This window comes from Fodinibius sp. GM21 (genome assembly GCF_058386955.1).
In genome coordinates this window covers 241798-268214 of the sequence record NZ_JBYEIQ010000001.1, presented here as the reverse complement: position 1 = coordinate 268214, position 26417 = coordinate 241798, and the positions used below count along the sequence as shown (strand labels likewise).

20 protein-coding genes are annotated in these 26417 nt (G+C 43.4%); 13 read left to right on the top strand and 7 right to left on the bottom strand.

Annotated elements, in window-relative coordinates; translation table 11 throughout:
- Window positions 1–136: 136 nt before the first annotated feature.
- Entirely contained in the window at window positions 137–1300 is a 1164-nt protein-coding gene (locus ACT3IB_RS01070) for a cysteine desulfurase family protein (RefSeq protein ID WP_491537166.1), read from the top strand.
- Entirely contained in the window at window positions 1297–1857 is a 561-nt protein-coding gene (locus tag ACT3IB_RS01065) for an LOG family protein (protein WP_491537165.1), read from the top strand. The genes ACT3IB_RS01070 and ACT3IB_RS01065 overlap by 4 nt, the downstream gene beginning before the upstream one ends.
- Before the next feature lie 5 nt (window positions 1858–1862).
- Here ACT3IB_RS01065 and ACT3IB_RS01060 read toward each other — a convergent pair whose 3' ends face one another.
- Entirely contained in the window at window positions 1863–2003 is a 141-nt protein-coding gene (locus tag ACT3IB_RS01060) for a hypothetical protein (RefSeq protein WP_491537164.1), read from the bottom strand.
- A gap of 357 nt (window positions 2004–2360) precedes the next feature.
- Window positions 2361–4235 carry an AMP-dependent synthetase/ligase gene (locus tag ACT3IB_RS01055; protein WP_491537163.1) on the bottom strand — a complete coding sequence of 625 codons (1875 nt, stop codon included), beginning with the start codon at window positions 4233–4235 and terminating at the stop codon, window positions 2361–2363.
- 185 nt (window positions 4236–4420) lie between these two features.
- Between ACT3IB_RS01055 and ACT3IB_RS01050 the strand changes: the two genes are divergently transcribed.
- From ACT3IB_RS01050 to ACT3IB_RS01020, 7 genes are all read left to right on the top strand, one after another.
- The gene (locus ACT3IB_RS01050; RefSeq protein WP_491537162.1) at window positions 4421–4930 is read left to right on the top strand and encodes a Fur family transcriptional regulator; all 510 of its coding nucleotides are present in this window, start codon (window positions 4421–4423) and stop codon (window positions 4928–4930) included.
- A gap of 29 nt (window positions 4931–4959) precedes the next feature.
- On the top strand, window positions 4960–5448 hold the full coding sequence (locus tag ACT3IB_RS01045) for a GNAT family N-acetyltransferase (protein WP_491537161.1): 489 nt from the start codon (window positions 4960–4962) through the stop codon (window positions 5446–5448).
- A 164-nt stretch (window positions 5449–5612) separates the two neighbouring features.
- Entirely contained in the window at window positions 5613–5876 is a 264-nt protein-coding gene (rbp, locus tag ACT3IB_RS01040) for an RNA-binding regulator (RefSeq protein WP_491537160.1), read from the top strand.
- Window positions 5877–6026: 150 nt separating this feature from the next.
- Window positions 6027–6374 (top strand): ArsR/SmtB family transcription factor, encoded by a 348-nt coding sequence (locus ACT3IB_RS01035; protein WP_491537159.1) that lies wholly within the window; start codon window positions 6027–6029, stop codon window positions 6372–6374.
- Entirely contained in the window at window positions 6367–8460 is a 2094-nt protein-coding gene (locus ACT3IB_RS01030) for a heavy metal translocating P-type ATPase (protein ID WP_491537158.1), read from the top strand. Before ACT3IB_RS01035 ends, ACT3IB_RS01030 begins: the two co-directional genes overlap by 8 nt.
- A gap of 6 nt (window positions 8461–8466) precedes the next feature.
- A complete protein-coding gene (locus tag ACT3IB_RS01025; protein ID WP_491537157.1) occupies window positions 8467–9081 on the top strand; it encodes a class I SAM-dependent methyltransferase in 615 nt (204 codons plus the stop codon).
- 75 nt (window positions 9082–9156) lie between these two features.
- Entirely contained in the window at window positions 9157–10041 is an 885-nt protein-coding gene (locus ACT3IB_RS01020; RefSeq protein ID WP_491537156.1) for an ATP-grasp domain-containing protein, read from the top strand.
- 80 nt (window positions 10042–10121) lie between these two features.
- Here ACT3IB_RS01020 and dnaJ read toward each other — a convergent pair whose 3' ends face one another.
- The 3 genes from dnaJ to ACT3IB_RS01005 all read right to left on the bottom strand — a co-directional run bounded on the left by dnaJ (window position 10122) and on the right by ACT3IB_RS01005 (window position 12480).
- Window positions 10122–11276: a molecular chaperone DnaJ gene (dnaJ, locus tag ACT3IB_RS01015; RefSeq protein ID WP_491537155.1), complete on the bottom strand. Its 1155-nt coding sequence runs from the start codon at window positions 11274–11276 to the stop codon at window positions 10122–10124.
- A gap of 26 nt (window positions 11277–11302) precedes the next feature.
- Window positions 11303–11905: a nucleotide exchange factor GrpE gene (locus tag ACT3IB_RS01010; protein ID WP_491537154.1), complete on the bottom strand. Its 603-nt coding sequence runs from the start codon at window positions 11903–11905 to the stop codon at window positions 11303–11305.
- Between the two features lie 182 nt (window positions 11906–12087).
- On the bottom strand, window positions 12088–12480 hold the full coding sequence (locus ACT3IB_RS01005; RefSeq protein ID WP_491537153.1) for a VOC family protein: 393 nt from the start codon (window positions 12478–12480) through the stop codon (window positions 12088–12090).
- A gap of 209 nt (window positions 12481–12689) precedes the next feature.
- On the opposite strand from ACT3IB_RS01005, the gene rsmI reads away from it, so the two are divergent.
- Window positions 12690–13373: a 16S rRNA (cytidine(1402)-2'-O)-methyltransferase gene (gene rsmI / locus ACT3IB_RS01000; protein WP_491537152.1), complete on the top strand. Its 684-nt coding sequence runs from the start codon at window positions 12690–12692 to the stop codon at window positions 13371–13373.
- Window positions 13370–14941, top strand: a complete 1572-nt coding sequence (lnt, locus tag ACT3IB_RS00995) for an apolipoprotein N-acyltransferase (protein ID WP_491537151.1) — start codon at window positions 13370–13372, stop codon at window positions 14939–14941. The genes rsmI and lnt overlap by 4 nt, the downstream gene beginning before the upstream one ends.
- Before the next feature lie 6 nt (window positions 14942–14947).
- On the opposite strand, the gene sov is transcribed toward lnt, so the two are convergent.
- Window positions 14948–22111: a T9SS outer membrane translocon Sov/SprA gene (gene sov / locus ACT3IB_RS00990; protein ID WP_491537150.1), complete on the bottom strand. Its 7164-nt coding sequence runs from the start codon at window positions 22109–22111 to the stop codon at window positions 14948–14950.
- A 296-nt stretch (window positions 22112–22407) separates the two neighbouring features.
- Here sov and ACT3IB_RS00985 point away from each other — a divergent pair, with 296 nt between their 5' ends.
- Together ACT3IB_RS00985 and ACT3IB_RS00980 are read left to right on the top strand one after the other, a co-directional pair.
- On the top strand, window positions 22408–23847 hold the full coding sequence (locus ACT3IB_RS00985; protein ID WP_491537149.1) for an LptF/LptG family permease: 1440 nt from the start codon (window positions 22408–22410) through the stop codon (window positions 23845–23847).
- Window positions 23840–24922, top strand: coding sequence for an LptF/LptG family permease (locus ACT3IB_RS00980; RefSeq protein ID WP_491537148.1), 1083 nt, complete (start codon window positions 23840–23842; stop codon window positions 24920–24922). Before ACT3IB_RS00985 ends, ACT3IB_RS00980 begins: the two co-directional genes overlap by 8 nt.
- A 14-nt stretch (window positions 24923–24936) precedes the next feature.
- On the opposite strand, the gene guaB is transcribed toward ACT3IB_RS00980, so the two are convergent.
- Entirely contained in the window at window positions 24937–26415 is a 1479-nt protein-coding gene (gene guaB, locus ACT3IB_RS00975) for an IMP dehydrogenase (protein ID WP_491537147.1), read from the bottom strand.
- Window positions 26416–26417 lie beyond the last annotated feature (2 nt).

The window sequence follows — 26417 nt, the reverse complement described above, 5'->3', positions numbered from 1 at the left end:
TTAATCAATTATTACAGCAAATAGGATATTCGAATATATTCTATGGTACCGTAAACTGTCAGTACAGTCAAACCCTGTTTTTCTTTCCAAAATTAAATATCTTTGACTGATTAATTATAAAACTAAAAATGAAGATATGGATACCGTTTATTTCGATCACGCTGCCACAACACCTGTTGATGAGCGTGTGCTTGAAGCAATGACCCCTTACTTTACCGAGCACTATGGAAATGCCAATTCCCCTCATGGGTTGGGCAATAATGCCAAAGTTGCCGTTGAGGAAGCAAGGGAAAATATTGCCGAAATAATTGGCGCCGAACCGGCTGAAATTATCTTTACCAGCGGAGGTACAGAAAGCGACAACAGTGCCATTAAGGGGGTTGTTAATGCTACGGGCAAAACAGAAGTTATCACATCTCCCCTTGAACATCATGCGGTATTACACACTACTGAGGCTTTAAAACGTCATGGGGCAAAGCCGGTATACCTGGAACCTAATGCTAAGGGAATTATCACAGCAGAGGAAGTAAAAGAAGCGATCAATGATAATACGGCGATGGTTTCATTGATGCACGTTAATAACGAGATCGGTTCCATAAATCCGCTACGGGAAATCAGTGAAGTGTGCAAGGAACACAACATCCCATTCCACTCTGATACCGTTCAAAGCGTTGGTAAAATTCCGGTGGATGTGGATGAGCTGGGACTCGATTTTTTAAGTATCAGCGGGCATAAAATTTACGGGCCAAAAGGAATTGGCGTGATGTATATGCGTCATGCCACACCATGGATTCCATGGATGCACGGCGGTTCGCAAGAACGGCGACGACGCGGCGGTACGCTGAATGTTCCAGGCATTATAGGTTTGGCGAAAGCGATGGAACTGGCAAAAAAAGAAATGAAAAATCATCGCAAACATTTCATCAAGCTGCGTAAAAAACTTATTAGCGGACTTGATGCAAAATTTGGAGATCAATATCACATTAATGGAGACATCGAAAATGGCGTTCCTCATATTATCAACATCTCCTTTATGGATTCAAACGGAAACGGTATCGATGGGGAAATGCTCATTCTTAATCTGGACGTAGAAAATATTTGTGTTTCGAATGGCTCGGCCTGCACTTCAGGAGCCATGGAACCCTCCCATGTACTAAGCGGTATCGGACTTGACGATGAAATAGCTAATTCGAGCATTCGTGTTAGTCTTGGCAAACAAAATACACTTAAAGATATCGACTATTTTCTTGACAAAATTGAAGTTGTTGTCGAACGTATGATGTCAACGGCAAAAGTATGAGTTTCAAAAAACGAGTTTGCGTTTATTGTGGATCCAAAACCGGCAATAATTCTTCCTTCATTCCACAAACCAAAGCATTAGGACATGCCCTTGCGTCCAATGGAATAGGATTAGTTTATGGCGGTGGTTCAGTAGGGCTCATGAATGAAGTTGCCAACGCCACACTTTCTAGGGGCGGACAAGTACATGGTGTTATTCCCCAACATTTGTATGATATGGAGGTCGCCCACGAAAACCTTACCGCCCTGCATATCACCGATACCATGCACGAACGTAAAGCTATGATGGCTGAACTTTCAGATGCGTTTATCGCCTTACCCGGCGGCTTTGGTACGTTCGAAGAGCTGATGGAAGCCATTACCTGGCTACAGCTTGGTATCCACGATAAAACCGTGATCATATTTAATATTGACGGATATTATGACAAGCTTATCCAGTTCATCGATGAGGCAGTGAAAAATAAGTTTATCACTGAGAGCAACCGCTCACTGTTAAAAACGGCAAATACTATTGATGAATGTTTACATCTTCTTCCGTTTCACGGCGAATCATCCTGATGATATTAACCAAAGGTCGTCAGTCCGGGTTTATACCATCCCAGAAATGTACTTATGATGACAAGAATATAAACAGCAATAGAAAAGCGGTAGGCGGCACCCCACTTTTTTACAATTTCAGATAGATCGTTTTTATTTGCTTGCATCCGTCGAGCAAGTTTTTTGCTTCGCCGTAGGTCGATTGTTATCAGAATGAAGATAATTACAAAAAGCAGTTGCTTTAACGCCAGCCAGGGATAAAGTTGTATATCAAACCACCCCCACTGTGGACCTTGCGGAATGGTCGAAAGTACCCAGCCTGAAATGATTATTCCGCAGGCGCCAATAATTATGCCCCACTTAGTTATCAGTCGCTCGGTTGTATCAAGTTGTATAAAGTAGAGCTAACTTTCGCCGAATATATCCTAACGCCATACGCCAAGCTTCCGGCAAAGGCGCACAACCATATCAGATAGGAAAGAATATGAGCCCACCGAAAGAGTTCGTAGAACATTTAAATCAACTTAGTTGGAGAAAATATCATCAATAAGGTGACCGTATTTGTCCTCTACAATTCGGCGCTTAATCTTTAAGGTTGGAGTAAGTTCACCGGACTCTACCGTAAACTCATTGGGTACAATTCGAAAATCCCTTAATTTTTCATGAGATGCCAGATCTTGGGAATGACTTCGCACCTCATTGCTATATATCTTCTGGATCTCATCCTTCTGTATCAGATCTTCGATGGAATCATATTCAATTCCCTCCTCATCGGCATGAGCCTCAAGCACTTCAAAATCCGGTACTATTAAGGCCGCCATATAAGGTTGACGTTCCCCTACGACTACCAGCTGATCGATCCACTTGCTCGTTTTGAAAAGATCTTCAATCGGTCCGGGATAAATATTTTTACCACCTGCATTTACGATCATATGCTTAATTCGATCGGTGATCTGTAGTTTTCCACCCACAAATTTACCTACATCACCGGTATGCAAATATCCGTCATCGTCAATCATTTCGCGGGTTGCCTCCTTATTCTTCCAATATCCCTCCATCACATTCGGACCCTTGCACAGAATTTCCCCCTGCTCAGAATTGTGATCAGTCGGATAATCCTCTCCGCTGATCTCAGCAATAATCTTACTATTCTCCAATCGCTGAATGGCTACAGTAACCCCTGGCAAAACTTTACCGACTGTACCCATTTTCTCATCCCCGTAGGTGTTACAGCACATAACAGGTGATGTTTCCGTTAGTCCATAGCCCTCAATTATGTTTAGTCCGGCCCCCATGAAGAAATGACCAATCTCGGCCGGTAAGGCAGCACCACCAGAAACAAAGAAGCGGATACGTCCGCCTGTACGTTCTTTCAGCTTATCAAATACCAACTTGTCGGCCAGCTTTTTCTTCATGGAAACCAACCCACGCTGGCCATCGGCATATTTGCGACCCACTTTCTGTGCCCAGTTAAAAATTTTCTGTTTAACGGCACTGCCCTCCTCTACACTCTTGGAAACAAGATTATAGATTTTCTCAAAGAGCCGCGGCACACTCATGATAATTGTGGGATGAGCCTCCGTCATATTTTTCGCTACTGTATCCACACTTTCGGCGTAGTATATTTCCGCCCCACCCGCCATCATTGCATAATATCCGGCCGTACGTTCAAACGAATGGCAAAGCGGCAAAAATGACAAACAGCGATCCGTTTCCATAATATCGATACGCTGATGAGCCGCCTTAATATTACTCACAATATTGCGGTGCGTAAGCATAGCACCTTTGGGCTTGCCCGTCGTACCTGAGGTATAAATAAGCGTAGCCAAGTCTTCCGGTTCAATAGCCTTACTCCGCCGATCAATCTCATCTTCAACCTTTGGCAACTCCTTCACTCCCTCATTCATCACCTCATCAAAAAGAGATACATAAGCATCATCCAGATAACTGGAAATATTGGGCTCATCAAAGGCGATCACACGATTTAAATCCTCACAATTGTCAAATACTTCGCGCGCTTTCTTAAGCTGAATGCCTGTAGAGACAAAGAACATTTCTGCCTCAGAATTCTTTAAGATATACTCGCATTGACTGGCCGGTAATGAGGTGTACAAAGATACATTTATGGCCCCAATCAATTGCAAAGCCAAATCCACAATGGCCCACTCATAACGGTTTTCACTGAGGATAGCCACTCGATCTCCGGCTTCAATGCCATGTTTTACCATGTAAGCTGCCAGTGAATGCGCGTCATCAAAAACCTGATCCCAGGTTATTGTCTCATAGGGTTGGTCCGTCTTAGGTTTACGGGCAAACGCCGTTTTATCGGTCCCTTTATATTTTTTTGATAAGTTAAGAAACAGGTCCGTGAGCGTTTCAAAAGCTACAACTGTGGGCATAAATCAAAAATTAATTACTGTTTAAAACCACTGATCACAATTTTAATTGTACTGCTCGAATATAACATTCTGAATCGAAAATTCAGCACATACCCATATTTGTGATTATTGTTGATGCGTAACGGTATTTCAATTGAATTTTTTTAGGTATCCCAAATCCTTATATTAAAAGAAAAATTGATGTTATGGCTCATCCGGCTAGTGAAGAAACAATTGATTTAGTTAAAGAAATTTTCAGCTCATATTTGAAAGAGCACAATCAACGGCAAACCCCTGAGCGCTTCATGGTTCTCGAAGAAATTTACCGGGCCGACGGTCATTTTGACGCCGATGATATCTTCTTCAACATGAAAGAAGGCGGTACCCGCGTTTCCCGAGCAACGGTATACAATACCCTTGACCTTTTAGTCGAATGTGGATTAGTACAGCGCCAGCAATTCGGTGAAAACCAATATTATTATGAGCGTGCTTATGCCTATCAGCAACACGATCATATCATCTGTAAAAAGTGTGGGACGGTTTTAGAATTTTGCGATCCCCGTATTCAGGAGATCAAAACAATGATGGAGAAAATCCACAAGTTTAACATTACGGGTCATTCTCTCCACTTTTTTGGAACTTGTCAGGATACCGAAGCCTGCAAAAAACGACAGCAGGAGCAAGTAGGCAAAAAGAAATCAAAGGTTAACTCTTAATGGCGTACTTATTTCCCATTTTTTGAACAATGATTACCCGGGCCGAGCCTGAACATCTAAAAGCTATAAGTAAGATCTATAATCAGGCTGTAGCAGACGGATTGCGGACCGCCCACACTCAACCGGTTTCTTTAGAAACGCGCAGGGAATGGCTAGCCAATCATCCCAATGACACCTACCCTGTTTTTGTTTATCTATATGATGATATCCCCATTGGCTGGCTTTCTGTTTCCCCCTACCGCGCTGACCGACAGGCATTAAATGAAGTCATTGAGGTAAGCTATTACGTTGATTACGATCATCACGGAAAAGGAATAGCTACTGATCTGATGAATCATGGCCTTGAATTCTGCAGCATAAAAAAGTATAGAATTGCTGTTGCCATTTTAGTAAGTGGTAATAAACCCAGTATTACTCTCCTAGAAAAGTTTGATTTCACTGAAGGCGGACGCATTCCGGATGCCCTCCATTTCGATGGTCAATATCGAGATCATCTTTATATGTACAAAAAACTGTAGGTATTAGCTATTTTACCAAAAAGACTACAGATAAAATCATGGGAATTTACCAGTGCTTCATACCTGTAAATTAATTTCTTTTCTATTTGAAAACGTCGTAATATCATATTTGCGGGAGATATTAAGAGTTCCGCTTCAACCTATAATAAACCGGTATTACACGAATGAATATCTATATAGGAAACCTTTCTTTTAAGGTTTCAGATCAAGAATTAATGGAAATATTTAAAGAGTTTGGTGATGTAATTTCTGCCAAAGTAATTAAAGACCGCGAGACCGGCCGATCAAAAGGATTTGGGTTCGTAGAAATAGAAAATGAAGCTGCTGCCCAAACCGCTATCGATGCACTCGATGGCACCGAAATTAATGGACGCACCGTAAAAGTGAACAAAGCGCGTCCAAAAGAAAAAGCCGGCAATAGACAGTAATAATTGCCTTTAAATTTGATGAAAAGGCCTCGGAATATTTTCCGGGGCTTTTGGCTTTTACCACCTTGGTAGTTCCAATTAGGTTTTGATATTTGTATCTTATATCATCATATAATAATATGAAAATAAATTATGGATACTGAATAATTTATGATTGATGAACAAGCCATTCAGTTAAAAGCGAAGTTGTTTCGTGGATTTGCAGACTCTTCACGGCTGACACTCATTGAGGTACTTCGCAACGGAAAGAGAAGTGTAGGAGAATTGGTTGAAATTACCGGCCTTTCGCAACCTAACGTGTCCAATCACTTACGCTGTCTTGCTGATTGTGACTTGGTTAAAAAGCAGCGAGACGGTCGTTATATCTATTACCGACTTAGTGACCCGCGCATAACAACAATCCTACAGAAATCTGAGCAGCTTCTATCAGAGGTAGCAAAAGGAGTGTATGATTGCACGCGACATGAATCAATAAATGAATTTGAACGCAATGAGTAAGAAAGAAGTACAACTCAGAGTTAAAGGCATGGACTGTTCGGGCTGTGCAAACAATGTAAAAAGTGCGCTCGAACAGCTTGATGAAGTTGAGTCTGCAGACGTCTTTCTTTCAGCTGAAAAAGCCAAAGTTAGGACAAGAACTGATAATCCTGATATCCAAACCTTCAAAAAAGCCGTCGAGGATATTGGTTATCATATTCCGGATACCACAGGTCAATCTCAACAGGAAAACGAATCACTTAAAGAAAAAGCCCAGAAATCCTTCCAACTTTTCGGACTCGTTTTTGGGGCGGTTTTGCTGGTGGTTATAGCGGGTGAATGGCTGGGGGTTTTTCAGGCACTGACACAATGGGTTCCATTTTGGGTAGGCGCGGCTCTCGTACTTTTAATGGGGTATCCTGTCTTTAAACAGGTTGTCGTAGCTGCTAAGAAGGGACTGGTCACACCGCACGCATTAATGGCATTGGGGGCACTTACAGCTTTAGCCGCCGGAGAATGGGTTACAGCTGGCATTGTGGTATTCTTCATGCGCACTGGTGATTTTATCGAAAGCTATACCACCGAAAAAGCCCGTGATTCACTTCGCTCCCTAACAGAACTTGCTCCCCAAACAGCTACCGTATTACGGGACGGCAACGAAAAAGAACTCCCCATTGATCAGGTTAAAAAAGGAGATCAGATTTTAGTACGACCGGGTGGAAAAGTACCGGTGGATGGAACCGTAATTGACGGGCAAGCCACTATTGACGAATCCCCCATTACCGGCGAATCAATGCCCGTCGAAAAGACGGAAGGATCCACTGTTTTTGCATCCACCATAGCACAAGGCGGATTTCTTACCTTACGAGCAGAAGCAATTGGCAGTGATACCACTTTCGGTAAAATTATCAATATGGTGGAAGAAGCCGAATCCCGGAAAGGCGCGGTACAGCGGTACTCCGATAAATTCTCGGCCTGGTACCTCCCGGTGGTAGCTTCTATTGCCCTATTAACATATCTCATCAGCGGCGACCTTATGGCAACCGTTGCTGTAATGGTGGTAGCCTGTGCCTGCGCATTTGCCCTTGCAACGCCCGTTGCCCTGCTGGCTTCGGTGGGATCCAATGCAAAGCGTGGCGTACTTATCAAAGGCGGCAAATATATCGAAGCTCTTGCCCGGGCTGATGTCTTGCTGATTGATAAAACGGGGACACTCACTTTTGGTCGTCCCGAAATCTCAGATATTATACCTCTCAACGGAATTACCGAGGATGAACTGCTCATTATGGCGGCCAGTGCGGAGCAATACTCCGATCACCCCATCGGCAAAGCCATTGTTGAAGCTGCTCAAAAACGCCACTTCTCGCTCTCTAAGCCGGAAAAATTTGAGGAGATCACAGCTAATGGCGTTCGTGCCTCATTTGAAGATCACAGCGTGACCGTCGGTCATGAGCGCTTGCTTGAAGATGACAAGCAAGAGGTCAGCCCGACAATCTCAAAAATAAAAGAAGAAGGCAAAACAGCTATTATCATACAAAAAGATGGACTGCCCGTTGGGATACTCGCTGTCCAAGACACGGAACGCTCTGAAGCTGGTGCTGCTATTCAAACTCTCCGTCAACAACACACATTCAGTGCTGTTGAACTTCTCACGGGAGACAACACCGAAACTGCCCGCCATTTATCAAACAAATTACATATCGATTTCAGAGCTGAGCTGTTGCCTGAAAATAAAATCAACATTGTAAAAGAATATCAGTCTAAAGGTCAAACCGTGGTAATGATTGGTGATGGCGTCAATGATGCCCCTGCCCTAGCTCAGGCCGATGTGGGTATTGCCATGGGCACAACCGGTACTGATGTGGCTATAGAAACGGCAGATGTCACCCTGATGCGCGATAACTGGAATCTCGTGCCCAAGCTTTTTACATCCGCAAACAAAACAATGAGCATTATAAAATGGAATTTTGGATTTACTACCGCATATAATTTAGTGGGACTTTCACTCGCGGCATTTGGCATTCTCCCCCCCGTTTTAGCCGCGGCCGCGCAGTCATTACCGGATGTAGGAATATTACTTAATTCATCGCGACTATTAACAAAATAAGTTGCTTTGACCGACTCAACCATTAATCGCTACAATCTTAAGGCAGAAAAGTATGAGCAAAGGTGGCATAAATACCTTGACCATACCCACCGGATGCTACTCAAACATATCAAACTTGACCCATCAGATGTCATTTTAGATCCCAGCGGCGGAACGGGATTAGTTGCTCAAAAACTTCTCGACCAAAATTATTTTTTTGAAGAGTTGGTGATAAATGATCCTTCTGATGAAATGCTTGCAATTGCCCGCCAACGGTTTTCCGACAAACCTACAATCAGCTTTGATAATCTTAAGGTTCAAGACCTCTCATATCCACCGAATTACTTTAGCAAAATCATCTGCCTAAATTCATTTCACTTTTATGAACAACAGGAGCAGGTTTTAAATCAGTTTCACAAGCTCTTAAAACCAGATGGAAAGCTCTACATTCTTGATTGGAACAGAGAAGGATTCTTCAAAATAGTCGATACCCTCATACGGTGGTCAAACTCGGAATATATAAATACTCGTTCGCTTCTTGAGCTACGACAAATAATGTCTAAGAATAGGTTCACTATTCAAACATCACACAGCTGGAACTGGCGATACTGGAAATTAATGTTTGTAGAAGGAATCAAGTAGAAATCAACTTGGTGCTAATAAAATCGAACAATATCTTTAGCGCAAACTTGAACAACTTTTGGTAGACGAACGACAATGAAACATTGTGCCTTTCTTTCGATGGATAATCTTGATGACTTTGAAGTCTATGATCATCTGCTTTTCGAGCCGCTGGAAAAGCTAGGTTGGCAAGCAGAGGAGGTTTCCTGGCGTAGCAATGCGGTGGACTGGAATTACTATGATGCTGTCATTATCCGCAGTCCGTGGGATTATCAAAAAGACCCCGAGGCATTTTTGGAAGTACTGACCGATATTGAACAATCAGAAGCTCTGCTTGAAAACAGTCTGGAAATCGTCAAATGGAATATTGATAAGACCTATCTTCGCGATCTGGAATCTCGGGGTGTTGAGATTGTTCCAAGCCGTTGGTATCAAACATTTAATGCAGATCTGTTTCCCAGTGTTTTTTCAGAATTAAAATCAGAAGAGATCGTAGTCAAACCGACCATCAGTGCCGGAGCCGATGATACTTTTCGCATTCATCAATCAAACTATGGCATTTTTATCGATGATCTAGAATCCGTTTTCAACGATCGTCCCTTTTTGGTACAGCCATTTATGGATAACATCACTCAAGAAGGCGAGTTTTCGGTTTTCTTTTTTGGAGATACTTACAGTCATACCATCCTCAAGACTCCTGAAACCAACGACTTTCGCGTGCAAGAAGAGCATGGAGGCAGGTTAAAACTGGTCAAACCAGAAGAAAATCTACTAAGCGTTGCCCGAACTATGCGTGATATGATTCAACCCGAACCACTCTATACTCGTGCCGATTACGTCCGAACTGATAATAATACCTTTGCACTGATGGAGCTTGAACTCATAGAACCTTCACTCTATTTCAACATGGACCCGAAATCACCCGAACGATTTGCAAAAGTATTTGATAATTGGATGAAGAAGAAATCAGTCCGTCAATAATAAAAGCATCTCCTCTTTAGTGTTGATCTTCACATGGGCCCAAGGTATTACAATAATTTGATGGCTCATCGCCAACAATACTATGTAAACACATCCTTTATTTTCGAGAAGAATCCTTTTCCATCATCTTCTCGGTTTGATGCCTTAAAATGATCATTGCCTCTAAGAGCTTCTACATGCTCTTGCTCTTCATCAGAGAGATCTTTCGGGATATATACATTTACTCTCACATATTGATCACCAATACCGGATCGATTAAGTCCGTGAATACCTTTTTCGCTCATCCGCAACAACTTACCCGGCTGAATCCCGGGTTCAATATTGATTTTTGCCTTCCCTTTCAGTGTCGGAACCTCTACTTCAGTACCCAAAATAGCATCGGGCACACTCAGCACCAGATCGTAATAAATATCATTGCCGTCACGCTCAAAATGCTCGTGCTCCTTCTCTTCGATCAACACAACCAAAGATCCCGCTTCACCGCCTCGTTTACCGGCATTCCCTTTTCCGCGAAGGGTTATGTAATTCCCTTCGGATACGCCTGAAGGAACATTTACCTTCACAGTTTTTTCGCCTCGATAGCGACCTTCGCCGTTACATTTCGAGCATTTATTACGGATAATACGACCTTCACCGCGGCATTCGGGACACGGCTGTACATTTACCATTTGACCGAGCATTGTTTTGCGAACCTGCCGCACTTCGCCGGTACCATTGCAGGTACCGCACATCTCGAAATCTTCTTCTGATTCTGCACCGGTACCGTTACATTCGTCGCATTTGATCTGCTTTTTGACCTTTAACTTCTTCTCAGTTCCAAATGCGATCTCTTCAAGCGACAACTCAATCCGCAACTTCATATCCGAACCGGGCTGTCCCGAAGAACGACGGCCGCGCGAACGACTGCGTCCGCCACTGAAATCACCGCCAAAAATATCGCTGAAACGACTAAAGATATCCTCAAATCCGATATCTTCAAATCCGGCGGCACCACCGCCAAATCCACCGCCGTTTACACCACGATGACCAAACTGGTCATAGCGCTGACGTTTTTGTTCGTCCCCCAATACTTCATAGGCTTCCGAAGCTTCCTTGAACTTTTTTTCTGCTTCCGGATCATCAGAATTACGATCCGGGTGAAACTTCATCGCTTTCTTTCGGTAGGCTTTTTTAATTTCATCTTCAGATGCATCTTTGCTTACACCGAGTACGTCGTAATAGTCTAGTTTAGACATGTATTAAACTAACTAACCTTATAAATTTATTCGCTTACAATTACTTTTGCGTGACGGATTGTTCGATCGCCCATGCGATAACCGCTCTCTACAACATTGAGAACGATATCACTGCCAATGCTGTCATCTTCGGGCTTTTGCCTCATCATAGCGTCGTGCAAATCAACATTAAATGGAACTCCTTCCTCATCAATGCGTTCCACACCGTATTTGTTGAGCACTTCTTTGAATTTACTGGCTACAAGGTTGACACCATCCATCAGAGTATCATTAACCTCAAGCTCTTCAGCCGCCTTAAGCGTTCGCTGCAGATCGTCATTGATTTCCAGAAAATCTTCTAACGCATTGGCTTTTGCTGTTTCATATACCTGTGAGCGTTCACGCTGAACCCGCTTGCGATAATTCTCGAGTTCAGCGGCTTTTCGCAAGTGACTGTCCTTCGCTTCGGCAAGTTCCTCTTCTAATTCTTGTACTTTTTGATCACGTGCAACAAGTAATTCACGCAATTCATCTGCCTCAAAATCTTCATACCGGGAATATAATTCTTCAGCTTGCTCATTCTGTTCTTCAACCGACTGCTCATTTTCGGCTGCTTGTTCTTCGGTTACTTTTTCTTTTGATTCGCTCATGTGAAACTAACTTAACAATTAAATTCTGTTTTGATTCTTTAGGATGCAAAAATGCAAATAACATGCCATCAGGCTTTACCTCTAAATCTGCTGACAAAGTTACGTAAGTTGTATTTGTCAACAAAAGGAAAGATTCAGAGTGTCAGCTTTCTGTATCAGTTTTTAACGCTCAAATACAAAAATTATTCGTCATTCTCTTCGTAGAAAAACTCCAGCATATTGCCGTCAGGATCAGAAATGAACACAAATCGCCCACGTTTTCGATTAGCCGGTCCACTTAAAATAGATACTTCCTTTTGACGGAAATATTCTGCCATCTCGTCAACCTTTTCCTCAGAATCCAGATAGAATCCAAAATGATCTACCCGGTAATCACGGGATTCCGGATCATAGCTCGTTTCTGCCTCAACCAGCACCAGGGTATCTTCTTCGCCAACCTGATACACAGCCATACTTTTTCCCATTTTGCGAAGGAGCTCAAACCCCAAAACATCACCATAAAACTCTTCTGCACGCTCAATATCGTTTACTCGAATGGTAATATGATTAATACCTGATGGACTAAAATCTGTCATAATAATGTTTATCTACTTGTTTAATAAATTCTGAAAGTGGTAAAACAAACAAATCCACACTCATCATTCATTTTCTAACGCAGCTAAGTATAGCCTTTTTCCTCCTTAATTTCAGCCCGCTTAATTACTATTGTCAGTCGAAATAGTTAATAAGTTTTTGTTACTTTTGGTGGGATTTTAAACCGGAAAATCTTAAACCACGACAACTGTTGAGCACCCTCTATATAGTTGCAACGCCTATTGGAAATCTCAATGATATCTCCGAAAGGGCTATCGAAACACTTAAATCAGTTTCATACATTGCTTGCGAAGACACGCGTACCTCGGGCGTATTGCTGAAAAAACTCGGAATAAATACCAATACCTTTGCCTTTCATGCTCATAACGAGCATCAAAAGGTAGAACATCTGCTTAATATTTTAGATGCCCGACAAAATGTAGCTATCATTTCGGATGCCGGCATGCCGGGTATTTCCGATCCGGGATTTTTGGCCGTTCGTGCTGCTCACCAAGCCGGACATTCAGTGTCCGTAATACCCGGTCCTGATGCCGCCACAACTGCTTTGGTTGCCAGCGGATTGCCATGCGATAAATATATATTCGAAGGATTTCTGCCTCAAAAAAAGGGGCGCCAAAAGCAACTTAAACAGTTGGTAGATGAAGAACGCAGCATTGTACTATACGAAAGTCCTCACCGACTGATGAAGTTACTTGAAGAGTTGCGAAAATACATGGGCGATCAACGTATGATAGCCGTCTGCCGCGAGCTGACTAAAAAATTTGAGGAAATAGTTCGCGGATCGATAAAATCGGTACATGATACCTTCCATCTAAGAGATGACATAAAAGGAGAAATCGTCGTTATCATTGCCCCAAAAGATTACAGCGAATGAAAAACATCATCCAACAACTTTGGTATAACAGCTGGCTATTATCAATTACTGCCGGATTACTACTGGGACTAAGCTATCCGCCTATTCCACTCCCGTTCCTTATTTTTCCGGCATTCCTGCTTGTCTTCCGCATCATAGACTTGTCTGATTCGGCCAGGGAGGCAGCCTATAAAATCTATCCGGCTTTTTTAATCTGGAATATCATTACTACCTATTGGCTGGTAATGGCAACCGTAGCCGGCGGTGTGGCTGCTATTCTGGCCAACGCCGCGGTTATGACCATCCCCGTAATGCTACAGTATAAAGTACAACAGCAAAATTTTTCTCCCTGGTTCATTGCCCTGTTACAAACGGCCTTCTGGCTCAGTTATGAATACCTGCATCACCTCTGGGATTTAGCATGGCCGTGGCTGGCAGTAGGGAATGCCTGGGCCAATGTACCTCAATTAGTCCAATACATCTCCGTAACCGGCTACTGGGGTATTTCTTTTTGGGTGATTTTTACCGCTGCGCTTGCATATCAACAGCTAAAAAAACCGAAGCAATCAACAAAAATTGTACTTGTTTCAATACTGCTGATATTTCCTATTTGGTCCGTGTTGATCTCCTTGCTGGAAAGTGATACTGAGCCCGCACAGACCCATGACGTTGTGGTTGTACAACCCAATTTTGATTCCTATGAACCAAATGGTGGATTTCAAAGTGCACAACAAGCCAACAACCATCTTCTCTCACTGACGGACTCCGTAATTACTAAAAGTACTCAGCTTATTGTCTGGCCGGAGAATGCGGTGCAAAATCAAATTCTGAATATCAATAATTACCGAACATTCTCAGACCGAACCAAAGATCAGCTTAAAAATTATGCTGAAACACAAAACGCTACACTGATAACCGGAGCAACCTATTTCGAATTTTATGAAAAGGGTGATATTCCTGCTCTTCCCCGTACCAATGAGCGCGGTGCTTATTTAGCTTTTAATGCCGCCCTCGGCTTCTACCCTGATAATCCCATGGACACCTACCAAAAGCATAACTTGGTTCCCATTGTAGAACGCATTCCTTTCGTCCACTTTTTAAACGCTGTGGATATTTTTGGATGGGTAAACTGGAATCAGATTCAGGGGTATGGCAAAGGATATGCCGCCGACCAGTTTTCGGTGAATGGAACGGCCACCCCGGCGCTCATCTGCTACGACTCAGTATTTCCCAACTGGATTCTTAATTATGTGCGCAACGGGGCGGGCTATCTCACTATCATTACCAATGACGGTTGGTGGGGGAATACCAGCGGACACTCTCAGCATTTTGCCTATGCGCGTCTGCGCTCCATCGAATTTGACCGCTGGATTGTACGGAGCGCCAACAACGGTATTTCAGGCATTATCGCACCGGATGGCTCCGTTAAAGTGGAAACACCCTACTGGGAAACCACGGCTTTTAACTATGAAGTACCGGTACTTACTTCCGAAACCATATACACCCGCTTTGGGGATTGGCTCCCTTATTTGATGATGGCACTCTCAATATTTGGAATGGGACTTTCCTTCTTTTTTACAGAAAAGTAACTTACTCTAATTCGAGCGAATAGACACCACAATATTGAATAAGATATCGTGATCTGTTCGACCGTATACCCCTGATGTTTTGGGAATTAACTTACTGTAATTGTATTCAAAGTTGGCCTGAATCATCTGCGAAAACTGGTACCCGATTACGGCCGATCCGTTGATACGTGCCTGTCCCCCGGTAATCGTACTTGAAAACTCAGCTCGATCGGGATCTTTAATAATATCATCCGGTCCGGCGCTGAGTGCTTCATCAAGATCGGAATCGAGCTCAAATTTCTTTTCTTCATCTTCGATATAGCTCCCGTTAAGGGAAATATCCACTGCATTATCCAAGCGCTTAAAAAACGGAATTTTAAAATCGCGAATAGTGTAAGCGAATGTTAGCTTGAGTCCCTTTGAGATTCGCTCGATAACAGTGGAGTTCGACAGTGCCAAACTCGTCACCTTGCTTTGTTCATATTGAACATTCGTCCGGAGATTTGACTCCCAAGTTAAATTTAATCCTACCAGCGGACTAAATCGCTTCTCAATATTAATGCTGTTGGGCTCAAACTCAGGACGTCGATTTGTAACTGAATATGCGCCCAGGGAAATATCCGGCAACAGACTTTGATCAGCATTAAACACCCATCCCAAACGGTAGGTACCACTGTAATTGTGAGATATTGATGCCCGGGACATAAAATCCCCAAAATAAGGAATAAATTTTTCGAGCCCCGTCCACGTTACGCGCCAACCGGGCAATGGAAAAGGTGAAAAGTTTCGGTCCCCGATAGCACCCTCACCAAAGGCAAGATAGGACTGTCTGAAATCTTCCTGGAGCGCCGTTCTACCCAACACCGTTCGCCCATCACTATTACCAGTTGGATCGGCAATCTCAGTATTATCGCCAATGTCATCAAAAGCAGTACGCAGCTGCTTCTTGAAAAATGCTTCATAGCCAGTTCCAAATGCCCAAATGCTTGAGGATATCGAACCGTTTTGCGAACGAACTATACTTACGTTTTGATTGGGATCAATGGTGATCGACTGGGTATTCGTTTCATTCCATTTCGAATTCCAGGATAAATCAATGGTTACATTATCAAAAGGACGCAATCGAGAACGTACGGTGATATCATCTGTTAAATTGCGATTTGATGGCAGTTGCAGTGAGGAAGTTTCGCTTGGATTATCGATCAACCGACTGAGGCCAATTTCATTTGAAAATCCGGTTCGATACGAAAATGGAGGCGAATATTCTCCACTGCTTCGTCCAAACATATCATAAAGCGGTGAGGTGCCGGCATATCCACTTTGGAGAGAACTCTGCGAGATATTAAAAGAGAAATCCATGGATTGGATACTCAAAATCGCTCCTGCAACTCTTTTGCCAATGTTACCAAGCGTTTTACCGAACTGTTCTTCAGTCAACCCTTCCGTCGTATCAGCCGGTGAAAAACCATTTGAATTCCCATTATTTTGTAGGGTACGATACCAATCCATTCCGCTCAGCAAACTACGGATATTAAAATCCAGTGTCTGATTCAGCGAAAAGTTGTTTGATACATTGGCCCCTAAATCAGATCCTCGGGGACTATTTCTCCACTGATATCCACCGCTGTAGTTAGCAGAATAGTTAATCCATTCCAATGCACTCACCTTGTTTAGTTTGGGCTGCCAGCCTGCGGTATACGATTCCTGATAATTACTGCGCCTTGCTGAGAGAGTATCAAAAACAAGATCTCTCAGCACATCAAAAGAGGGGCGTACCGAATATTGAGTAGAATCGGCCATAGGATTACCCGGACCGGCCTCCTCAATTCCTGCTCGTGATAGATCAAATACTGTGCGAGAGCGAAAAGTTGTCTTTATACTAGGCGTTATATTATATCCCAGACCAAATTCAGTATCATAGGTAAAACTATGCGATTGCTGCAGCGGATTTTCCGAGTCGGGATCTGAAATTCTGCGAAGCTGTTCGTCGTATTCTCGATCCATACCCACCGAAGCATTAATTGAAGCAGGCGTATATCCCAGCTTTATTCCCGCTAAGGGATGTATGAACGGCACATTTCCTAAAAATCCTAGTGGTCGAAATATCCTGGTTTGAGGAAAACTGTAATTATACCGCACCGAACCGCTGTAATTCCAATTATCCTGTTGCTGGTACTGAGGATTTCTTCGCTCCGTGACATTGTAGACATAATTAACCGTTGTTTTATCGAGGGTATACTCGGCCAGGCTCGACTGTGATCTTGACTTTGATAGATTCGACACATTCAGAGAATAACTCTCTGTCACCGTCTGACTTTCACGAATACGTTGATCAATAATCTGCTGTTTTCTGGATTCAGAAAGATCATCGCGCGCTTTAACGGCATTTTCAAATTCAGAGAGTCGAACATCACCCTGGTTAGGTAAATACCGGGGCGTTGATGAGGAGCGACGTGTAGAAAGTGATACCGGGATATTCCAACCAAAACGATCGGGTATAAACTTGTGCATATTAACAGTTGAATTCAGATCATAGGCCTGCACATTTGACATACGACGCTGCCCCAATCGGGAATTTAGCGCTCCGAAACCATCGGTTTCTCTGTTGAAGTTTGCATTAACCGTGGCGAAATCGGCTAATTTCATCTCCGCTTTAGCATTTGCCGCCCAACCCGACTTATTATCAAAGCCCGATACACGCAGCTCGTTAAACCAAAACTGTCCATCCAAAGATGCAATGCCACCCTCATCGGGATTTTGCGGATCAAAGGGGTTTTGGATTCCCATGCCAATTTCACCAACCCTGTCTAACGAAGGATTACCCTTGACCCCAATAATCGCGCCGGGCGGTGCATTCTCCAGCAAGTCCCCGCGCTCAAACACTGTATTGCTTTCGACCCCCTGTTGATCACGCAGTTGCTTTAATTCATTAAATGCCCGCAGCAAAATATTCATGCTGTTTTCTTCATACAGCCAAACCTCCTCGGCTTCCATCTCACGCTCGGCCTCACTCATTTCACTCAGCTGTTTGGTGCTGTAAGGATAATTCGGGTCGGAGGGCGAGATAGGTTGGCGATACTCGTAGTAGTTGTTGGTCAAATCCGTACCGAAACGTACAACCAACTCTGCATGACCACGATTTTCGTATCCTTCTCCATGCACAAACATTCGCACGTTGGAATAATTGATCATATTTAATCCCCCCGGATAGACGCGCTTCATCATTTTCAATTCACCGGGTCCCAAATTTTCCACATTCATGGTAATAGACTGCTCGTTAGCTATGGTCTGCCGCTGACGATCGCGGTTTACGGCCCGGATAGCCCCTTCGGGCTGGCGATACGGGATAGGCCGCCGCTGGCTATTTTCTTCGATATTTACAGATGAAGTATTGAATTCTCCCTGTGTGGTACCTTGTTGCTGATCTACATTTTCGGCCGGACGCCATTGGCTACCTACCAGCTCAAAGGTTGCAAAACGCAGTGTAAATGGTTTTTCATACCCCGAGAGCCAAACCCTGATATACGAGATGTTCTGAAAGTTTTCGATACCACCCACTTTACGCACCCATTCTTCCAGTGGCAGACGCACTTGGTACCATCGATCCTGCTGGTTGGCCCCTTCTACTTTATCCACGATGTAAGTGCCCTCCGAACCCGGTTCTAGCTCAGAAAAATCAGCCGGATTCCAGTCAATTTCGTACTGAAAATAAGCGTTATTCTGTTCAACAATAGAGGGGGTTATTAATCCCTCGGTATCGGGTTTATTCGTTACCGCTCGCTTTTCGCCTTCATTTGGTGGTGTATTGCCATCATGATAGCCATACATGCGGGAAAACCGTTCCTGAAGGTCGCCATTACCAGCCTCGCTCTCACCATAATACACATAATCATCGTTTGAAGGATCATCCACAATTTGTTCATACTCATCACTTGCAATTCCATACTCCGAAGCCATAGATTCAAGAAATCCTGAAAACAGATTCTGCTCGTTCTTATTATCAATCCCACCTTCATTCGGAGCTCCATCTAATCCTACATCCGATAACTCTCGCGTATCATTCGAAAACTGTCCCTCGGGAGCCGGCAATGGAGTAGGAATATACGATCGCGATTGACCACTAATATTATCTTCCTGTATATCTTGCGGGCGACGAACCAGCCCATCCTCAGTATTGGTTTTAAAGTTGGGAACCACATCTTCTGAAACGACCCCGATGTCGATATAAATTTTGCCCTCATAGTCCTGCAGATCTTGTGCGGTCGGTGTTCTTCCATTGGGCAATACCGACTGCATCCAAAATTCCAGGAATTCAATATTATTTTGCGTCAAATCTTCCTGACCAGAGGGCAGCGTAGTCGTCATCCCGCTCCAAGTGCGCTCCGGCTCGTCCTCAAGCAGTGTTCTTAAATTCTCGTTGTAGTTGTATGGTCCCCGATTCGTTGGATCAAAATAGACATCCAACGTATTAATAAAATTTTCTTCGGTAAGGACGTCTCGATTTGGAAAAACATCCGTTACTCTCACCTGCTCGGTTTCCGGAGTAAAATTGACGCCCCCCAAAATTTGATCAATATTTTGTGGAATACTGTACCATGCAAACGACCCCCTAAGATCAGATCGAGCAATTTTATCAGCAATATTTGTGGAAGGATTTTCCGGCGGATTATCCTCAAAAAATATCTCATCGGGTCCATATCCCGGTACAGCTGCCGGTGCGGCAGCGAGGTTCCACCGTCCCGGATTCATAAAGCTCAATCCAATGTCAGAGCCTTCAAAATCGTCAATGAATGATAAACCGTTTTCTTCATCTTCAAATAAGCGATTGTTTTCGATCGCATCATTAACTGCGCTTGTCTGTGATACCCCGGGCCTCAAATGGGCAAACTCTCCACTTACCGTTAAGCTTGAGTTTTCTTTGGTCTGCAATAACGGTACCTGATCAATCAACCGCGTAAGCCACGGTGTATCGAAATGAGCATTTGCATCAAACCCAACTACTGAATTATTCACCGGTTCATCACCAATGCGAATTTTATCCTGCAACGGACGTTCTTTTAATTTAAAATAGGTGCTTCCCAGCGAAATATTGTCCGTAAACTGATACTCTGCCCTTAAACCGGTAAAGCTCTTTTTTCCGATCTGCGTAAGCTGGTTATTCTCGTATTCGATTTTTATTTCCTGTCCACGACGCAGATATTGCTCATTTAAGATTGTAATACTTCCAATCGAATAATCAACGGCATAATCGGTTCCTTCCTGTAACTCACGACCGTTAGCAAATACATTTACCGAACCTTCAACCAACGAATATCCCAGCGAATAACTTGAGGAAATACTACCCTTCGAGTTTCCCTGAATGCGATAAAAGCTATTTTTTGAGCTTTGATTCGCATTTACTTTCTTCTCGTTATAAAGTTCATCAAAGGTAAGATCGCTGACACGATCTGGCGGAGTGCCGGATTCTGTTAGTAACTGCCCAATTCGCGCGCCAAATGGCTGCAAATAAGGAAACACAAGAGTCCCGGTAGAAGGCTCCAACACCATTGTACTAAAATCAATCTTATTATCAGGATTTATTGCCCCCTGTTGGTCAACCCGGTCGAGTCCTAAATCCTGCAGCAAAATTTGATCCCGTTGTGGTAGCGAGCTGCTGGGTACATTTTGCTCGGTGTACTTGATATCAAGTTCTAAGCCATCCTGCGTTAAATTGTTTGCTCCCAATGAATACACATTTTTCATCATCAGATCCCACAAAATATTAGAGGTCGTCACTGTTTGAGGACGTAATAGTTTTAAATACATGCGCTCATTGCCGCCCTGACTAACATCTCCCACACTTATCGTTTCACCGGTCTGAGGATCGCGATACTTAAAAGAGACAGCCAATGCCTGTCGCGATCCCAAATTCCGTTTGATAGATATATATCCCAGATTTCTATTCAGACTGTAATCCGCCCCCTCTTGCAATGGAACAAAATATCCTTCTACAAAAGTGTTAGCATCAACGCCAAAACTTTCCGCTGACACTCCTTGTGCCGGATCACGATACTGGGCAAGGGTATCCTCGTCAAATACATCCTGATCTTCATTCGGTGGCATAAACGTGCTGTCCGGATTTTGCACTACGCCCAGATTACCCAGTGCAATTGCCTGGCGTTCACCCTCTTGCGATTGGGTGGATTCACGAAGCACCCACACATTAACCTCCGTTAGCTGTAAAGCCTGTCCCTGCTGCTGTGGATTGGAGACATTCCCTTCGAACTCCTGACGGGTAAAGAAGTCCAAAAAAAAGTGTTTATCAGATTCATAATCACCCGGTCGAATGGAAATCTCCTGTTCCTGGGCACCGCCTGTTATTGTTTCCGTTTTGCTGTTCCCCTCCTGCTGGGACAATACAGACGTTAATTTTAATGACCCAATTTGAGCCACAGATTTAACCCCGAAAAGAGCGCTACCGCCACGAATCAACGAATTTCCTGTTTGCATGGATACGTTCCCCAATTCCACACGTTGTAATATCTCATCCTCATATCCGTCATAAATAATGCTCAAACGGTTCATAAAGTCAAAATCACGCTCGGTATCCCAATCGGTTTGTATCGACAGTTTATCTCCAATCGTGCCCTGAATATTCAGCTTCAGACTTTGTTCAAAAGTGGGATCAACCTGCCGTCGTTGATCTTCCGGAATCTCAGGATTCTCAGTCTTTTGGATAGAAGCACCCACATTCATATTAGCGGTCCCATTGATGCTTAAATTAACCTCCGGCTTGCCGAAAATAGTGGTAAAAGTAGATTCCTCTCCCCCCGGTATATCGAGATTAAAGTCGAGCAGACCCGCTTGACGCTGATCCTCAGTTTGTTGCTCTTGAATTAGCTGTTGCCAATTTTCTTTCAGATGGCGCTGCTTCGACTGCTCCGCAAACTGCTTAAAGCTCATCCGAAAACTGGAGGCTACCGGCATTTCATACAGCAACCGCTGACTGCTATATGATCCCAAAGAATCGCGCTGTACGTATGTTTCCTCTTGGGGCAACTGTATATAAAAAAGTTTGGCAGGAATATCCGGAAAGGGGTATGAAATGGAAGGCAGCTTATACAAACGGGGCAATGTGTCGGGTTGGGCAGGCGTTATACGAAGTGAATTCTGACCATCCTGAGCCATACTCTGCTCGGGGCCTGCTATCATAGCCGCCAAGCAAAATAGTAGAACGAAGGTTGAATAATTAAATGCTTTGAGCTGCACGAAACCGTAGTAGAATATATTTACATATTATTTCAATCAGAAAATCTATGGTAGCGGTTTTCTATATACGGCTCCTTGTTTTTTTAATTGAAATGATTGTGTCCCTTGCACTCTGCAGAATTATAATAGATTCCTGCTTTCCATAAAAGTACAAACTCTGGAATTGTAGTCATAATAAATATCCATTTTGTAAAGAACGCATATAGGCCTAATTTTAGGCTTCCTAATTAATTAATCATATGCGATTACTACCCAATAAGCTACAATTAGATATACTCAAGCGGCATATAGGCCCTTTCATCTTCTGTTTCTGTACGCTGATGTTCCTGCTGCTTATGCAATTCCTGATTTTATACATCGATTTGCTCATTGGCAAGGGATTGCCTTTAGGAGTTATTTTGGAGCTTATTATCACGAACCTGGCGTCGATGGTCGTACTTGCCGTGCCAATGGCCGTGCTGGTTGCTTCACTAATGGCTTATGGTAAAATAACGGAATTAAATGAATTAACGGCTATACGTGCTGCAGGTATCAACCCCATCCACGTTATAAATCCCGTTCTGGTAGCATCCATACTACTTTCCGTTTTCCTGATGTGGTTTTCCAATGATATTTTACCCGATGCTAACCAGCGGGCCCGGTCGCTGTTTATTGATATCCGCCTCAAAAAACCCGGCTTTGATCTCAAAGAAAATGAGTTTTATGACGGGATTGACAATTACACTTTTTTGGTCAAAGAGATTACCAACGAGTCGGACTCCCTTCGTGATGTAACCATTTATCAACATCCCACCCGTGACCGTAAAGAAGCCTACATCAAAGCCGAAAAGGGACGGCTTGCAAGTAAACAAAATGGGCAAACACTTACCCTCTTTCTAAATAATGGATCGGTACTTCGAAAACTTGATCGCAGACAAAAAGGAAGGCTGGTTGATGTTTTTGAAGAAACCAAATTTGATCGGTATCGTATCAGCTTTGACCTTTCCGATTTAGCCTTTTCGCGCTCTAATCCCGCAGACCGTTCCCGCAACGACCGTACGATGAATATACAAGCAATGAGCAGCGTTGTTGATTCCCTGAACAATCAGATAGAAAAACAGAAAAAGCATATCATAAAGAATAAAAATTTCATATATCCCACACTTACCAGAATTAATACCGGCAGAAAAAAAGAGTCTGAATTAACACAATCAAAGATCGACACTGCAGATTCTCCTTACGAAAGTCAATTTTTGGCACTCCGACATTTGGAGTCAAAAAAAGAGCAAATAAAACTGCACGAGATTAGCTTAATGAAGCTGCGCAACTATAAGTCTTTTATTGAAGACATTGTTTCAGATACCGAGTGGCGACTCGAAAAAATTGCTCAATACCTGGTCGAAATCCACAAAAAGTTTTCTATTCCTATTGCCTGCATTGTCTTTGTCCTGATTGGCGCTCCCATCGGCATGTATACCAAGAAAGGAAACTTGGGATATGCAGCTCTCATCGGCACGGTATTTTTAACGTTCTATTGGATTTCCATTATTCAGGGCGAAAAAATGGCTGATCGACTTTTTATTTCACCGTTCACCGGGATGTGGTTATCAGATATTGTGCTCGGTGCCGTAGGTCTGATTATGGTAATCAGCATTAGTACTCCTTACAAACTATCAAAACTGTGGAAGCACCGTGACTAAAAAAATTGATCGCTATATCTTTTTTAGGATGTTGACCATCACACTGTTTGTCATGATGGTACTGATATTCATTTTTATAGTAATCGACTTTTCAGAAAACAGTGAAGATTTTACCGATAAGGGAGCTACTTTTGTCCAAATATTTGGAGTCTACTATCTCAATTATATCCCTGAAATAGCCCGCTTAATTATTCCCGTTGCCGTATTTATTGCCTGCCTGTACTTAACCGGGCAAATGACTGAACGACTTGAAATTACCGCCCTTAAAGCCGCCGGGGTAAGTCTGTACCGCCTTATTTTGCCCTATATCGCTTTCGCTTTTTTAATGACAGCCACCATGAGTTATCTGGATGCATATGTAATTCCTAATGCCAATGAAAAACGTATCGCTTTTGAATCAGAATATCTATCTGGCAAATCGGACAAAGTAGATACAAATCGCATCTTTCGACAAGAATCCGAAAACTCCATCTTTAAAATAAACTATTTCAATCCTGACAAAGGAACCGGATACCGGGTAGATGTTGTAAACTTTGAGGGCGACAGTATTAGCGAAAAGATGTTTATTCAACGTATGATATGGCAGGAAAAAAAGGAACAATGGAAGCTCGAAAATGTTCAGAAGCAAACCTTTACAAAAATGGGATATAACGAAGTCCATATTGATTCTATGGATACCACACTCAATATCTATCCGCGCGATTTAACGCGCAAAACATCAGATATCTACCAACTTACCTATCCCGAGGCGCAAAATTATATTCAATCTATCGAGCGTAGCGGCGCCGGGGGTGTTGAACTGCCCAAAGTACAACTCTACGGACGTTATGCCTATCCCTTTTCAATTATTGTCGTAACCATCGTGGGATTTGCTCTGGCATCAGTTCGGCGGGCAGGCGGCAAAGGATTCTATATTGCAGCAGGACTGGCCGTAAGCTTTCTCTACCTGGTGATGATGAAAGTAATTGAACCGTTCGGCGGGCAGGGAGAAATTGATCCCATGTTGGCAGCAACACTCCCTCATCTTATCTTTCTGGTTATTGGGGTGAGTATCCTCGTTAACGCCCGTAAATAATTTTCAGTTTGCTGTCAGCTAACTGAATAGTTCGGAGCTTCCTTGGTAATTTCAACGGTATGAGGGTGGCTTTCTTTATATGCCGCCGCAGAAATCTGTACAAATTCAGCTTGCTGCAAGCTCGCAATATCAGGCGCACCGCAGTAACCCATAGCAGCGCGAAGGCCGCCCGTCATTTGATGTACCACTTCGCTTAAGTACCCTTTGTAGGGAACTCGTCCTTCAATGCCTTCGGGCACAAGCTTGTTAATATTGTCTTCAACATCCTGAAAGTAACGATCCTTGGAACCTTGCTCCATCGCACCCAAACTACCCATTCCACGGTACGATTTATATTTTCGCGATTCATAGATAACCGTCTCACCAGGGGCCTCATCAACGCCCGCAAACATCGAACCCATCATAACTGCGTGCGCACCGCCTGCAAGTGCTTTAGGAATGTCGCCCGTTTGCTTAATCCCTCCATCGGCAATAACACTCACACCGGCATTGTGGGCATATTCAGCAACTTCCATCACTGCACTCAATTGCGGTACCCCCACCCCGGTAACTACGCGAGTTGTACAAATAGATCCCGGTCCAACACCTACTTTCAGAATATCTGCTCCTGCATCAATCAAAGATTTTGCAGCATTTCTGGTAGCAATATTACCAGCAATAAGATTCAGATCGGGATATTCATTTTTTACCTCTTTTATCATATTTAGCACACCCTGCGAATGCCCATGAGCAGTATCAATGGTAATGACATCAACGCCGGAATCAACCAATGCTTCAACGCGATCCAGTGTGTCGGCTGTTACACCAACCGCAGCTCCCACGCGAAGGCGACCCATATCATCCTTACAGGCATTAGGGAAATTCATTTTCTTCTCAATATCCTTAAACGTGATAAGCCCGACCAGTTTCATATTTTCATCCACTATAGGCAGCTTCTCAACTTTGTGTTCCTGCAGCAGTTTTTCCGCCTCTTCGAGTGTGGTACCTTCACGTGCTGTGATAAGATTCTCTGTGGTCATAATAGTACTCAGCTTCTTATCCACATAGTGCTCAAAACGCAAATCCCTATTTGTTACAATACCGATGAGCGTGTTATCATCTTCCACAATGGGGATTCCGCCAATTTTGTGCTTCTTCATAAGTCCACGCGCTTTGCGAACGGTTTCATTCTTTCCTAATGTAACCGGATCTACGATCATCCCGCTTTCACTACGCTTTACCATTCGTACCTGGTCGGCCTGACCCTCAATCGACATGTTTTTATGCAGCATCGCAATCCCCCCTTCGCGGGCAAGAGCAATAGCCAGCCGGTATTCCGATACAGTATCCATGGCTGCACTTATGATGGGAGTATTAAGGGTAAGTTCAGAAGTTAAATCCACGCTTGTATCTACATCGCGGGGAACAACTTCAGAATGAGCGGGCACCAAGAGTAAATCATCGTAGGTCAAGCCCTGACGTGAAATTCGATCGAACGGAGAGGAGTTTTCCATGG

Coding starts and splice junctions, on each gene's coding strand:
- rbp (WP_491537160.1), top strand. CDS start 5,613: ATGAATATCTATATAGGAAACCTTTCTTTTAAGGTTTCAGATCAAGAA.
- ACT3IB_RS01055 (WP_491537163.1), bottom strand. CDS start 4,235: ATGCCCACAGTTGTAGCTTTTGAAACGCTCACGGACCTGTTTCTTAAC.
- ACT3IB_RS01005 (WP_491537153.1), bottom strand. CDS start 12,480: ATGACAGATTTTAGTCCATCAGGTATTAATCATATTACCATTCGAGTA.
- ACT3IB_RS01030 (WP_491537158.1), top strand. CDS start 6,367: ATGAGTAAGAAAGAAGTACAACTCAGAGTTAAAGGCATGGACTGTTCG.
- ACT3IB_RS01050 (WP_491537162.1), top strand. CDS start 4,421: ATGGCTCATCCGGCTAGTGAAGAAACAATTGATTTAGTTAAAGAAATT.
- lnt (WP_491537151.1), top strand. CDS start 13,370: ATGAAAAACATCATCCAACAACTTTGGTATAACAGCTGGCTATTATCA.
- ACT3IB_RS01065 (WP_491537165.1), top strand. CDS start 1,297: ATGAGTTTCAAAAAACGAGTTTGCGTTTATTGTGGATCCAAAACCGGC.
- ACT3IB_RS01010 (WP_491537154.1), bottom strand. CDS start 11,905: ATGAGCGAATCAAAAGAAAAAGTAACCGAAGAACAAGCAGCCGAAAAT.
- guaB (WP_491537147.1), bottom strand. CDS start 26,415: ATGGAAAACTCCTCTCCGTTCGATCGAATTTCACGTCAGGGCTTGACC.
- ACT3IB_RS01070 (WP_491537166.1), top strand. CDS start 137: ATGGATACCGTTTATTTCGATCACGCTGCCACAACACCTGTTGATGAG.
- ACT3IB_RS00985 (WP_491537149.1), top strand. CDS start 22,408: ATGCGATTACTACCCAATAAGCTACAATTAGATATACTCAAGCGGCAT.
- ACT3IB_RS01045 (WP_491537161.1), top strand. CDS start 4,960: ATGATTACCCGGGCCGAGCCTGAACATCTAAAAGCTATAAGTAAGATC.
- ACT3IB_RS01020 (WP_491537156.1), top strand. CDS start 9,157: ATGAAACATTGTGCCTTTCTTTCGATGGATAATCTTGATGACTTTGAA.
- dnaJ (WP_491537155.1), bottom strand. CDS start 11,276: ATGTCTAAACTAGACTATTACGACGTACTCGGTGTAAGCAAAGATGCA.
- sov (WP_491537150.1), bottom strand. CDS start 22,111: ATGATAGCAGGCCCCGAGCAGAGTATGGCTCAGGATGGTCAGAATTCA.
- ACT3IB_RS01035 (WP_491537159.1), top strand. CDS start 6,027: ATGATTGATGAACAAGCCATTCAGTTAAAAGCGAAGTTGTTTCGTGGA.
- ACT3IB_RS01060 (WP_491537164.1), bottom strand. CDS start 2,003: ATGCAAGCAAATAAAAACGATCTATCTGAAATTGTAAAAAAGTGGGGT.